Raw genomic sequence first — 12,895 nt, 5'->3', positions numbered from 1 at the left:
AATTGCAAGAGTCGTCTGTCAACGGATGGCTAGTGGAAGCATCTAAGAAAGGCGATCGTAGGAATGGGTATCGGCCCGCTGCTGTTGTGTGTACTCCTGATCGTTGTGTTGTGGTGGGGCCCAGGCTGGATTCTGGGCGAAGCGTTGGGCGTTCGCCGTGTGTTGCTGCCCGTGGTGGCACCTCTGCTTGGCATGGGCGTGTTGACGGTTATTGGCGTCATGGGCGACGCGCTGGGACTGAGTTGGCAGCTGCTTCCGGTGATGGCTGTGCTGCTGGTGCTGTCCGGCATCCTCTTTGGGCTGAGGATGGCCTTGAAGCGCTACTTCCCTGACAAATTCGATGCGCCGATCCTTACGCAGCCAAGCATCTTCGGCAAACACCGTTTCGCGGGCTCGTGGTGGATCCTTCTGGCGGGTCTGATTGCCGGCGGCGCTGTGGCTGCCGTGTCGTGGATCGTTGGTACAGAAGGTCTCCTTGGAATCAACCAGGACTGGGACATTCCGTGGCATGCCAACATGATCCGGTTGATCTCGGTGAACCACGAGTGGGATCCGAGCATTGCGGGCAACTTCGCTTACTACGACACCACTATTCCTGAGGCTCCCATCCGGAGCTATCCGATCGCCTTCCATGCAGTGTTGTCATTGTTCTGGCCAATGAGCGGCGTCAGCATTCCCGTCTTCCTCAACGTCTTCGTCCTGGTGATGATGGCAGTGCAGCTGCCATTGAGCACCATGGCGCTGACCATGCTTGTCACCCGCCGGCCGATTGCTGTAGCCGCAGCCGCCGCTGTTTCTGGCTGGTTTACGGTGTACCCCTACGATCTCCTGTGGCGCGGTCCGCTGATTCCGTTCTTCGCTGGCATGTTGCTGGTGGGTCCCTTTGCGCTGCTTGCGGTGAAGGGCGCCGTGGAGCGGCAAAAATTCTGGATCCCCGGTATTGCCTTTGGGGCGGTGGGTTTGATCGCCGTTCACCCATCACTGGCCTTCGTCGTGCTTCCCGTGCTCCTCTTCTGGATGCTGTCGGCCTTGGTGCGTCGCAAGGGCAGAATTCTGGGCATCACGGTTTACCTTGCGGTCTCCGGCGTCTTTGCAGTTGTCCTTGGATGGCCGATCATCGCCCAGATGTTGAAGGAATCCGAGCGCGTATCCAAGCAGGTGTGGGCTGCGGACACCGATCGCAACGGAGCTATCCAGAACGTCATCTTCCTGAACCACGGGTCAATGGCCATGCCCATCCTGACGGCTCTTGTAGCCCTTGGGTGCCTGGCCGTCGTGCTGAGGATCCGCATGTGGTGGTACTTCGGTCCCGTGCTAGCCTTCGCTTTCCTGTCGGTCTACACCATGGGCACTGATAACCCGCGGTTCATGACCCTGACGGCTCCGTTCTACGACGACCAGTGGCGCATCTTTGGCATCCTGGTGATGCTTCTGGTGCCGCTTGCCGGTTTGGGAGTGGCACAGTTGGCGGAAGCAATCGCTTGGCTGATCGGAAGGATCCGCTACAGGACCTCGGCTTCCCGGGATGACGGAAACAGGACGTCCAGGCGGCCCAGCCATGTGGTGACAGCCGTAGCTGCAGCCGCGGTGCTCTTGATCAGTGGCATCGCAGCCATTCCGTACTTCAAGCAAAACGCCCAGCGGATCAACATCAACACGAAGGTGGATGGGGCGACGCTGAGCGCATCGGAAGTGGGCCTCCTGAGCAAAATTGATCAATACGTGCCGCAGGACGCCACGGTGCTGAATGACTCGTGTGACGGCTCGGTTTGGATGTACGCCCTCGGCAACCGTATGCCGATGATCCGTCACTTCGAGATTCTACCCACGAACAGGCAGCTGCTTGTCCTTCAAAAACTCCCGGAGCTGGCCACGGATCCTGCAGTACGCGAGGCCGCTTCAGAGCTGGGCATTGAGTGGGTCTATATTGCAGATGGCAGGATCCGGGCATGGGACGAGCCCAAGGCAGGGCTTACCCAGCCTGACGCCATTCCGTACCTTAAACTCGTGGTGCGCGAAGGAAACGCCGCTCTCTACCAGATCGATTGGTCCCAGTTGCCTGGAGGGAAAGAGGCCTTCGACGCGGCCGCCAAGGACCGCCTTCAGCTTGATGGCGTTTCGGGAATCCTTGAGAACAGGAACCCGGATGGGATAGCCCCGCTAGGAAGGATCTGCTGATCATGAAGAATTTCATCCGGAACTTCCTGGCTTCCAGCTTGTTCAAGTTCCTGCTGGTAGGCGGACTGAGCTTCCTTGTGGACCTTGGTCTTCTGGCCCTCTGCTTCCAGGTTTTCGGCTGGCCGTTGTGGCTGGCCACAGGCGCCGGGTTCTGGGGAAGCTTCTTCTTCAACTACTTCCTGCAGCGCCACTTCGCTTTCAATGGCGGTGGAACGGCGCTGGGCGGAGTCCTTCGATATTCGGGCCTCCTGGCCTTCAACACGGTTGCCGTCATGGGAATTGTTGAGCTTTTCCAATTCCTGGGTGCCGGATACGTCGTGGGGAAGGTCGTTGCGACAATCGTGACGATGGGATGGAACTACTTCATTTACAAGCACTGGATCTTCCCGCAAAAGAAGCAAGCGAAGAGCGAACAGCCAGATGGCCAGTCGGGTACCGACACGCCAACACAGAAACTCACACCTAACAGCAGCGAAGGATAATCGATGTATCGAGGCGTTCGAATTGCCGCGGTAGTACCGGCCTATAAAGAAGAAAACCACATCGCGCAGGTCATCGAAACGATGCCTGATTTTGTTGATGACATCGTCATTGTTGATGACTGCAGCCCTGATGATACTTCGGGTGCCGCCCTCCGCGCCGACGACGGCCGGGTCACCCTGATTCGGCACGAAGTCAATCAGGGTGTGGGCGGCGCTGTCTTGACAGCCCATAAGGCCGCCATGGAATTGGGCTCCGACATCAACGTGGTCATGGCCGGTGACGCCCAGATGGACCCCGAGTACCTTCCCCAGCTCCTGGATCCGGTAGTGGATGGCTATGGCTTCGCCAAGGCTAACCGTTTCTTCTCGGGTGAGTCTTTTGCTGGTATGCCGGGTTACCGCATCTTTGGCAACATTGTCCTGTCCTTCATGACGAAGCTCGCTTCGGGTTACTGGCACATTTTCGATCCGCAGAATGGCTACACAGCAATCCGGACGGAAGTCCTTCGTCGCCTGCCGATGAACAAAGTGGCAGCACGATACAGCTTCGAGAATGACCTGCTGATTCACCTGAATATCCTCGACGTTCCGATCGTGGATGTTCCGATTCCTGCCGTCTATGGAAACGAAGTTTCCAGCATCAAGCTGCGGAAGGTCATTCCCGAGCTTCTGGCGATGCTCTTCGGCGGTTTCTGGCGCCGTGTGTGGTGGAAGTACATGGTTTGGTCCTTCTCCGCAGTTGCGCTTCTGCTGATCGCGGGTCTTGTCCTTATTGTCATGGGCTTGGTTGCCGGAATCTGGGTCCTTGCAGCTAGTGTCGGATCTCCGACTGCGGGGTCGGTGATGTTGGCTGTGGTGCCCTTTGTGCTGGGCGTTCAGATGCTGTTGGTGTCACTCCAACTGGACATCCAAGCCAGTCCGGACAGGCCCACCATGCATCCCATGAAGGAACGCACCTAGCAATTGCTGTAGAGGCTTGCATGGAGGAAGAGCCCGGACGCCAAGCGTCCGGGCTCTTCCTTTTGCTATCCCTTAGGGAAGGGAAGTGAAGCCTCCCCAGCCCCAGCCCACCTGGCTGCGGGAGAGCCATCCGGATGTTCCATTACCGGGGTACAGGAAGAGGTTGCCACCGGCGTCACGGGCTAGCACGTCATTCTTGCCGTCCCCATTGAAGTCGCCAGGGCCCAGGATAGCGGTCATCCCGCTCCAGCCACTCCCAACCTGAACCCGGTTGAGCCACCCGCCCGTCCCATTGCCGGGATAGAGCCAGAGGATGCCCGAAGTGTCCCTGGCCAGGACATCGGTCTTGTTGTCGCCGTTGAAGTCGCCAGTGCTCAAGATAGCCGTCATGGCGTTCCACCCCGTGCCGATCTGAGCGCTGGAAGCGAAGCCGCCTGTGCCATTCCCGCGGTAGAGCACCAGGGCTCCTGCCGAATTCCTGGCCAGGACATCCGCCTTGCCGTCACCGCTGAAGTCGCCCGGTGCGAGTATCAGGGTCATGCCAGCCCAGCCTGTCCCGGCCTGGACCCTCGCTTGGAGGCCCCCTGTTCCATTCCCGGGGTATAACCAGAGGACGCCGTTGGTGTCGCGGGCCAGGACATCGCTCCGTCCGTCACCGTTGAAGTCCTTGGTGGGAACGATGGCATTCAACGAGTTCCAGCCTGTGCCCAGAGACCGTTGGGTAAGCCACCCTCCGGTACCGTTGCCCGGATACAGCCAGAGCGTGCCGCCGTTGTCGCGTGCCACGACGTCGTTCTTGGCGTCGCCGGTGTAGTCCTTCCAGGTGTTGACCGGGGGCGCCGTCACTGTGTATGCCTGCGTGACGATGGCTGAACTGTTGTTGGACGCATCAACTGCGAAGTACTTCAAGGTCATGGCCGTTGTCAGCGTTATGGCCGTGGAGTACTTGTTGGCTGCAATCGCCGTCGGATTCGTGCCGTTGGTTGTGAAGTAGATACTCGATCCTGGTTCGTTGGCCGTGAGCGTGATCTGCTGGTTGGCAGGGTAGCTGCCCGCGGGCGGCGCCACTGTTACCACCGGGGGCGTTGTGTCCAGGACGGTGTATGCACGGGTAGCTACCGCAGAGGCGTTTCCGTAGGCATCGACCGCCAGGGCCTTCACGGTGGTGTTGGCATTCAGGGCAAATGCTGCGGTGTACGCCTTGGTGGTTCCCGTGGCGGAAGTGGCGGGGTTTGTGCCATCCGTTGTGTAGAAGATGCTCCCGGCTTCATTGGATGACATTGTCACCAGTTGGCCCGAAGCGTAGGCGCCGGCGGCGGGATTCACGGTCAAGGTGGGTGCCGTGTCGTCCCGGATGTAAGTCTGTGTCGCAACGGCTGAGGTGTTTCCCGCGGTGTCCCGCGCGAAATACTTCAGGGTCATCGATGTCAGCGGTATCGGGCCGGAGTAGACAGGGCTGGAGGCCGTAGGCGTCGTACCGTCCGTGGTGACGAAAACGGTGGCTGCCTCATTGACAGACAAGGTAATGGTCTTGTTGGCCCCGTATGTTCCTCCGACAGGATCGACTGAAACAACCGGAGGTGCCGTGTCGGCTGCGAAGACAGTCACGTTCCTGGTAGCCGTGGATGTGTTACCGGCGTTGTCCCTGGCTTCCACGGTGAAAGTGGCAGGACCACTTGGAAGATCCGCATAGGCCTTGGGCGACGTGCATGCCGTGAACGCGTTGGAGCCAAGCTTGCACCTGAACCCTGCAATGTCCGGGGATGAGGATGTGAAGGCAAAGGAAGGCGCGATGCCCACCGTTGCTCCTTCTGCCGGGGAGGTGACCGAAACTTGAGGCGCAGTCAGGTCGGCGGTTACCGTCACCGATGCCAGCGCACTGACGTTGCCGGCCATATCCGTGGCCCGAACCCTAAGCACGTGCTGGCCTGCTGTTGCAAGGTTGAATACGTACCCGTTACTGCATGCTGTGAACGTGGTGGTGGAATCGACCGAGCAGGCCAAAGTGGAATCCGCGGCCGAAGTGACACCCAGGACTGGCGACCCGTTGACAGTTGCCCCGGCAGCGGGTGACGTGATCACCGGTGCAGCGGGGGCGGTCAGATCCACCGTGAATGTCCGCGAGACGGGAAGGCCTGACGGTGCGGCCCGGACGGAGAACGTGTAGGCGCCGTTGGCCAAAGCCGTTGACGGCGTGAAGGTGCCGCCTGTGCAGACCTGCCACACCGGCGTCGCGGTGCTCAACTGGAGGCTGCACTCAAGGGCTCCGCCTGGCGGCGTGGACGCTACTGCGAACGTGGGCGTCGAATCGTTGGTGAAAGCCGGGTTGGCGGCTTGGGTTCCGTTGGCCGCCGTCGGGCCGCTGACGATGGACGGCACCACGCCGCCCAAAGTGAGTAGCCTGCCGCGTTCTGCGGGCTTCGCAGGTTCGAGTTGTCCCGGATCTTCCATCACCAGCAGCTTGCCGTCTCGCATGGTCAAGCCGCCCACTTTGCTGAAGCCGAGGGCCCACTGGTTGTCCACCGTGTCCGTGCTCAAGTCAATGCGGGAGATGGTGTCCTTGCCTGCGTCGGCGGTGGTGGTTCCACCGCCGGTCCCGGTGTAAAGGACCAGGGGAGACTGCCAGTCGTAGTAGATCGCCGTCGGCTTGCCGACGTTATAGAGCGGTGCGGGTACGAAATTGGTCAACACACCGTCATCGGGTGCCGTGAAGACGGTCAACCCGGAGGTCTCGGCGACATACACCACAACGTTGCCTGCACTGTTGCGGTGCGTGGCAGCCAAGCTGAGGGAACTCGAGTTAACGGATGCGATGGATTCGATGCTCGGGTGGAGAGCTGTTGGGTTTACGATCTTGACGATTGACCGCGCATTCGCGAACGACAAGTAGATGTTGCCGTCCGGGCCGTCACTAACGGCGTTCGGACGAAGATCGCCGTCAAAAATAGTCAGCGCGCCGTCGTAGTCGAAGACGCCTTCGTCGGGATTCCACAGCGCGCGTACGACGTCTGAACTTCCGACGGCGGCATCCGGAATGAACGCGATTTCGTCGCCATCGCCGTGGCTGGCAGGAGACGGATCAATCATCGCTGGAGTTCCAGCCAAGGCCGGCCCGCTTCCGTGACCGGTAAGGGTGCCTCCCAAGCAAGTGTTGGTTTCCAGGCCTCCAGGCGTTGAACCGGAAGCCTCCGTCACCCGGCAGAAGCCTGCACGTGCATCCGAAACCCACAGCCTGCCATCCGGGTCCACCAGTGTGCCCGCGGCCTTGGTGAGGCCAGTAGCCACTGTCTGGCGGGCTTGGTCTGCGAATGCCGGGCCGGCCCCGAGCACACCGGTCAGGGCCGCCGTAGCCAAGCTGGCTGTGGCCAATGCTGCAGTGACTTTGTGACGATGCCGTCCTCCAACGAGTCCGCTCCAGGCAGAGGTATGGGAGGTTTCATGAGAGGTTCTTGAGCGACCGGCGAAGGCAAGACATGCCAAACCAAGCTGAAGAACACTGCGATTGCGCGTGTCCACCGAGGGATCCCCACTTCATTCGGATGCTCCCCAGCTCCGCATGCATTGGTTATTCGCCCCACGCCGTTTCCGGCTGCGTCTTAGTACATCTTCCCCCAATTTTCACATTTGTCACTACTGAAATTATTTAGGGCTGCTCATGTGGCTCGCATATCCGTCGGGTGGGTCGACATCTTGACCGCGCAACAGCCGCCCCCCACGATTGAGGTGGAGGTCACAATGCGCAGACTAATTCCGATGGCAGCATCGATGATCATGCTTGTGGCTGCCTGCTCGGCTCCATCGCCGCAGCCATCCGCCGGAACCAGTTCGCCGGCCACCAGCAGCGCCGGCGCAACCGCGCAACCCAGCGGGTCGCCGTCGGCAGGTCCCGGAGATGGCACGCCAGGGGCCGGTACGACCCCAGGTGACGATGAACCTGGCCGCTACGCTTACCTGTGCACCAGCCTCGATGCCTCGCCCGAAGTGCAGTTGTCGAGCCTCGCCGAAGTATGGGCTGCAAATAACTACACGAGAATGGCTTCCTGCGAGGTCACCTTCGCGGGGCCGGAACCCTTCGAGGCCACGCCCCGTGAGGCAGAAGCAATTTCGACAGCTGAACCGCAGGGAGCCGGCACGGATGATGGCCTGGCTACCATGCTGGACGTCCTCCGATTGTGCACTCGGGTGAGCGACGAAACCGGGCCGGGCGGATTCGAAGAGGCAAACCGAGGAACATTGCTGGCCGCTGCCGCGTTTTGTCCCGAGGCGCCTCAAGGAAAAATCATCGCGGGCTGGGCGCAAGGCGCGAGGGTGGGAGATGGCAGCCATGCCGTGGGTGAAGCTCTGGAGCCAGGCGGCGTGCAGCTGGTAAAGCCTGGTCCGGCGGCCAGCGAATGCACCTGGTCCGTCACGCGTTCGGATGGTTCCGTGGTTGCTGATGGGGGATTGGCTGAGGCGGGCCAAATGGTCGCTGTGGAAGCCGGCCAAAACTTTACTAGTGACAAATGCGGAATTTGGGGGAAGATGTACTAAGACGCAGCCGGAAACGGCTTGGGGCGAATAACCAATGCATGCGGAGCTGGGGAGCATCCGAATGAAGTGGGGATCCCTCGGTGGACATGCGCAGGCGCAGTGTTCTTCAGCTCGGTGTGGCAACAATTGCCTTGGCCGGTTGCTCAGGAACCAAAGTAGATACTTCCCAACCTTCCGCACTTGATATGGCGCCTGTTGTCGCGAACGACGACAAAGTCCCCATGGAGCGGCCGGAACCTCTGATCCGTTATCAGTTCACTTGCACGGCGGCCGACGGCAGCTTGATAGGCAAGTTCTCAAGCCTGGAAGAAGTCTGGGCATCAACAAGATACATGCACATCACCGATTGCCAAGTGGCATATGTCGGAAGCGGGCCACAGGTGCTGACTCCCGAGGAAACAGCTGCAGTCAACACCGCCGTGGCAGCAGGTGCTCCACCCGGCCAGGCATCGGAGCTATGCCTGCGCATCGTCAGGGCATGCACCCGTACTGATCACAGAACGCTGGCTGCTTCGCTCGCAGGCTACGGGGTGCCAGTGGTGAAGGGCGCACTGACGCTGGCACCATTGGCCCCGCAGGCCGCACTCTTCACCCGATGGCTCAAGACTGCAGCGGTGGGTTAGTTGCTATCGACCGGGTGTGCGCTGCCGTGAATTACTGACAAAACGCACCGTTTGAGAGGGCGACATCCGTCCTTTCCAACCGCACTAAATGGTGGGACCGCATGGTCTAATGAAGGTGGTCTCACGTATTGGCTGTTCATCGTATTCGGGAAACGGACTTTGTTTGGGGGCAAACGAAGATCACCCGTTGCGCACAATCAAGGAGTGATCTTTTATGGCGTTTCGAATTGGAACTGCAAGCGCTGACATAACGCCGTCGCTGAGCACCAATCCGTATATGGCTGGGTACGGTTCTACGGACGGCGGACGCGAGGCCACCAGCAGTTCACCTTTCGAGCCCTTGTATGCCCGGGCCATCCTCATCTGGGAAGACGCCCATCCCCACATCATCATCAGCCTTGATGTCCTAGCGCTGCCGAGGTCAATGCACCAACGGATCCGCGACAGGATCATCGACCTTGCGGATTGGACCAGCAGCGACATCCTGATCCAGGCGACACACACGCACAATGGTCCCGCTTTGATTGACACCCTGCATCCCTTCATGGCCTACGGATTGTCTGACCTGGGCTTGGTGCGTTCCTACAGCGCTGACCTGGAGGACACCATCGTAAATCTCGCGCAGGAAGCCCTGGACGCGGACGAAACCGCGGTGACATTCGACTACAAAGTCTCGACCCAGAATTTTTCGGCCAACAGGGTCGGCTTGCCCTACACGGAGACAGCAGTGCCCATCCTGGTGGCCCGGCGTGGAAACGGTACACCCGCGGCAGTCATCTTCAGTTATGGTTGCCACCCGATCAGTGCAGGTTTGCGCACGCTGTTCGATGGAGATTTCGCTGCCGGCGCCTGCAATTACATTGAGAACCGGAACCCGAATTGTTTCGCGATGTTCGTGCAAGGCCCGGCCGGTGACCAAGATCCTGGGGGAGTCCGCAGCTGGGAACTCAGGGACCAGCATGGGGATGCGCTTGGTGCGACCGTCCACTCAAACATGCAGTCTGCGGGGCGTGCGCTAAGCGGTCCCATGGTTACCCGCTACCAGGAAGTCCAGCTGCCGTTGGACATTACACCCACTGCGGGGAACCTCGCCGCAGTGCGTGCTGCCTATGTTGCCCGGCTCGCGAATCCCAACGGCCAGCCGCAGTGGTACCAGCGGCACGCGCAGGTCATGATTGGGCGCATCGACAGCAACAGTTACGATACTGCCGTTCCGTCGCCTTTCCAGGTATGGAAATTCAACGGCAGCCCACAGTTGAAGATCGCCATGATCGGTGGTGAACTCGTCAGTGGTTACGCGGCCTACTTCCGAAACCGCAATGGCGGAACGAACGGGATCATTGTGGGCGGTTATGCAAATGAATCATGTTGCTATATCCCCAGTAATGAATTCTTTCCGCCCTTCATGCCCCTTGGAAGCTACGAAGGAGGGTGGGAACCCGATTTCCCGGGAATCGCAGGCGGCTCCATGACGGTATACGGGCATCTGGCGCATTTCAAGGGCGGCACGAATGGCGTAGAAACCACTCTCATCAACGCCATGAATTCACTGCTCGCGTAGTCACGTAAAACCGCAGGTTGAAAGCTGCGAAGCAGTGAGGGCCTGTCCCCGGAAAAGACCGGGGACAGGCCCTCGCTGCTTCGCAGGACAGGCTTTTCAGCCTGGCGCTATTTTGCTGCCGGGGCGAGGATGGTCAGGCCGTTCCAGCCAGTACCTATGCGGGTCGCCGTCCCCCAGGACTTGTTGGTTCCCACTGGGTAGTATCGCAGTTCCCCGATGGTGGTCCGGGCGATAATGCCGCTGGAACCGGCTCCGGCAAAGCCTCGAACCGCCCCGAAGCTGGAAATGACATTCCAGCCCGTACCAACCACACTTGCTGCTTCCTGCACGAAGTTGCCAGTGCCATTGGAGCGGTAAAGCTTCAGGTCGCCGGTGCTGTTCTTTACCAGGAGGTCGGCATTGGAGTCTTTGTCGAAATCCATTTGAACGATCTCCAAGCCTGTCCAGCCCGTGCCAATGGCAACACCCGTGGAAACAGTCTTTCCGGAGGGGTTGTTGAAGTAATACAGCCGGCCCGTGGAGTCATAGCCCACGATGCCGGGGTGGGCGTCTGCCTTCTTCCAGGTACCGACGCTCAGAGTCCAGCCCTTCCAGTTGCTGCCAAGGGCAATCGGCGATCCAAAGCCACTGCCGTTCCTGCCGGGGTAGACGTTCAACCGGCCGTCGGACCACTGCGCCACGATGTCCAGCGCGCCGTCCCCGTTCCAGTCCGTCACGAATCCGGCTTTGAGGCCCGCCCAGCCGGTTCCGATCAGGTCTTCCGGCATGAGCGCCGTGGCACCAGTGCCGGGGTAGCGGTAGAGGTTGGCGTCCGGCCGGACGGCCAGAAGGTCCTCTTGGTCGACGCCGAGGGTTGTCTCCACATCAAGGGCGGCACCGCTGATCAGGCTGGCATCGTTCCAGCCCAAACCAATGAGGCTGCGGTTGCCCCATGTCCCGGAGCCCGCAGGGTAGTAGTAGAGATCACCGTTCGAGGCCCGGGCATGCAGCCCCTGAGAGTCCGCTCCGGTGAAGTTTATCGAGGAGCTCACGGACGTCATGCCTCCCCAACCGGATCCGATCACCCGTCCAGGCTCGTTGAAAAAGCCGCCCACGCCATTGGATCGGAACAGCCGGAGGGTGCCGTCCGCGGTCCGGGTGACGATGTCCTGGTTGCCGTCACCGTCGAAGTCGATCTGGTTGAGTTGGTGGCCGCTGAAGCCCGTGCCGATCAGGACCCCGTTCCCGAGTCCACCACCGCCGCTGTTCGGGTATCTGTACACGTTTCCCAGGTAATCCTGACCTATGACGCCGGGATACCCGTCCTTGTAGTTCCACCACCCTACGGTCAGGGACATTTCCTGCCAGCCGGAACCAACTTGGATGGGAGCATAGAAACTGCCTCCAGGAGCGCCGCGGAACACCTTCAAAGTGCCGTCGGACCACTGGGAGAGGATGTCCTGGACGCCGTCCTGGTTCCAGTCCACGACGTACAGCGCTTTGGCCCCGGCCCACCCTGAACCTATCGCGACAGGGCCGGTGATTCGACCGGTCCCGCTGGCAGGGAATGCGTCCAACCGTCCGGCCGGGGTGGTGGTAAGAATGTCGGCTGCTGACTTGATGGACGGGTTTGATGGGTAGGAGACCCCCCGGGCGAAAGTCCTCAGCTGGTCGTAGCTGCCATTGAAGATGTTGGAATCGCCCTCGAAGGGGCCAGTGCTGCTGTACTGCCACATTGTGTAATTGCCCCAACTGGCCGGCATTGATCCCGGGGAGTTTGTTGGGTTGTTCCAGTACGAGGCGATCCACAGTGGGTAGCTTCCGAACGTGGAGTTGCCCACGCACGTGTTCCACCAGTCCGTGGTGCTGTAGATGACGGGGAACCGGCCGGTCAAGGCCTTGACCGTGTTGCCGAAGTCGGCAGCCCACTGTCCCAGCTGCGCTTTGGACATGTCGTAGCACGTGTTGCCGAAGTAGAAGCCATTGATGGTGCGTCCGGCGTAGGGGTTGTATTCAATGTCCAGCACAGGCGGGAGCGTATAGCCGTCGGCCGTCCAGCCACCGCCGTTTGCTACGAAGTACCTTGCCTGGTCAGCGCCCGAAGACCAATTGGGAATGGCAAAGTGGTATGCGCCCCGCACCATGCCAACATTGCGTGAGCCGTTGTACTGCTGCGTGTAGTTTTCGTTGAGGTAGTAGTTGCCTTCGGAGGCCTTGACGTAGGCCCATCGGGATCCCTGGTTCCACTGGCTCTGCCAATTGACGTTGCCCTGGTGGGCGCTAACATCCTGTCCAGCAATGCCGATGCTTGGGCGCCAGTGTCCGGGGTCAGCGGCCATGGGAACCGCTGACGTGACCGCATTTCCAATGGCCCGCGCACCAGAAGGGGCCGACGCGCTTTTGTCCTGCTTCGCGGCCAAAACCCTGGGGGACCTTTGGCCCATTTCGGCACCGCCGGCTGGGATGGCTGCCCGCATGGCCGCCTTCATGGCCTCGGCGTCCGGGGCGTTGCCCGGCATCGACTTTGTCGCGGGGAGCTGCGCTTCGGGTTCGCTCAAGGGTCCCGAGGCAGGCACGGGCGC

At 60.4% G+C, this 12,895-nt stretch carries 8 protein-coding genes; 6 read left to right on the top strand and 2 right to left on the bottom strand.

Annotated features, from left to right (window positions below; genetic code table 11):
* Nucleotides 1-63 precede the first annotated feature (63 nt).
* From FQP90_RS10480 to FQP90_RS10470, 3 genes are read left to right on the top strand one after another with little or no spacing between them, the layout of a single operon-like run.
* On the top strand, nucleotides 64-2,178 hold the full coding sequence (locus FQP90_RS10480; protein WP_144649908.1) for a DUF6541 family protein: 2,115 nt from the start codon (nucleotides 64-66) through the stop codon (nucleotides 2,176-2,178).
* 2 nt (nucleotides 2,179-2,180) lie between these two features.
* Complete coding sequence (locus tag FQP90_RS10475; protein WP_144649906.1) at nucleotides 2,181-2,660, top strand: GtrA family protein; 480 nt, start codon at nucleotides 2,181-2,183, stop codon at nucleotides 2,658-2,660.
* 3 nt (nucleotides 2,661-2,663) lie between these two features.
* Nucleotides 2,664-3,620 carry a glycosyltransferase family 2 protein gene (locus FQP90_RS10470; RefSeq protein WP_144649904.1) on the top strand — a complete coding sequence of 319 codons (957 nt, stop codon included), beginning with the start codon at nucleotides 2,664-2,666 and terminating at the stop codon, nucleotides 3,618-3,620.
* 72 nt (nucleotides 3,621-3,692) lie between these two features.
* Here the strand turns inward: FQP90_RS10470 and FQP90_RS10465 are convergent, their stop codons facing one another.
* A complete protein-coding gene (locus tag FQP90_RS10465) occupies nucleotides 3,693-6,989 on the bottom strand; it encodes a chitobiase/beta-hexosaminidase C-terminal domain-containing protein (protein WP_244296655.1) in 3,297 nt (1,098 codons plus the stop codon).
* Nucleotides 6,990-7,373: 384 nt separating this feature from the next.
* On the opposite strand from FQP90_RS10465, the gene FQP90_RS10460 reads away from it, so the two are divergent.
* From FQP90_RS10460 to FQP90_RS10450, 3 genes are all read left to right on the top strand, one after another.
* Nucleotides 7,374-8,150 (top strand): hypothetical protein, encoded by a 777-nt coding sequence (locus FQP90_RS10460; protein WP_144649902.1) that lies wholly within the window; start codon nucleotides 7,374-7,376, stop codon nucleotides 8,148-8,150.
* Between the two features lie 185 nt (nucleotides 8,151-8,335).
* Entirely contained in the window at nucleotides 8,336-8,773 is a 438-nt protein-coding gene (locus tag FQP90_RS10455; protein ID WP_244296653.1) for a hypothetical protein, read from the top strand.
* Nucleotides 8,774-8,987: 214 nt separating this feature from the next.
* Nucleotides 8,988-10,334 carry a hypothetical protein gene (locus FQP90_RS10450; protein ID WP_144649898.1) on the top strand — a complete coding sequence of 449 codons (1,347 nt, stop codon included), beginning with the start codon at nucleotides 8,988-8,990 and terminating at the stop codon, nucleotides 10,332-10,334.
* Between the two features lie 107 nt (nucleotides 10,335-10,441).
* Here the strand turns inward: FQP90_RS10450 and FQP90_RS10445 are convergent, their stop codons facing one another.
* The gene (locus tag FQP90_RS10445; RefSeq protein WP_439898643.1) at nucleotides 10,442-12,871 is read right to left on the bottom strand and encodes a GH25 family lysozyme; all 2,430 of its coding nucleotides are present in this window, start codon (nucleotides 12,869-12,871) and stop codon (nucleotides 10,442-10,444) included.
* Between the last annotated feature and the right edge of the window lie 24 nt (nucleotides 12,872-12,895).

It is taken from the genome of Paenarthrobacter nitroguajacolicus, from assembly GCF_007786235.1.
Lineage (GTDB): Bacteria > Actinomycetota > Actinomycetes > Actinomycetales > Micrococcaceae > Arthrobacter > Arthrobacter nitroguajacolicus_A.
The sequence above is the reverse complement of the archived record's forward strand: the minus strand, read 5'-3'. Positions and strand labels throughout refer to the sequence as shown.

What these genes read in the sequence shown, in the direction of transcription:
- FQP90_RS10450 (WP_144649898.1), top strand. Translation starts at nt 8,988, where the DNA reads ATGGCGTTTCGAATTGGAACTGCAAGCGCTGACATAACGCCGTCGCTG.
- FQP90_RS10480 (WP_144649908.1), top strand. Translation starts at nt 64, where the DNA reads ATGGGTATCGGCCCGCTGCTGTTGTGTGTACTCCTGATCGTTGTGTTG.
- FQP90_RS10460 (WP_144649902.1), top strand. Translation starts at nt 7,374, where the DNA reads ATGGCAGCATCGATGATCATGCTTGTGGCTGCCTGCTCGGCTCCATCG.
- FQP90_RS10475 (WP_144649906.1), top strand. Translation starts at nt 2,181, where the DNA reads ATGAAGAATTTCATCCGGAACTTCCTGGCTTCCAGCTTGTTCAAGTTC.
- FQP90_RS10455 (WP_244296653.1), top strand. Translation starts at nt 8,336, where the DNA reads ATGGCGCCTGTTGTCGCGAACGACGACAAAGTCCCCATGGAGCGGCCG.
- FQP90_RS10470 (WP_144649904.1), top strand. Translation starts at nt 2,664, where the DNA reads ATGTATCGAGGCGTTCGAATTGCCGCGGTAGTACCGGCCTATAAAGAA.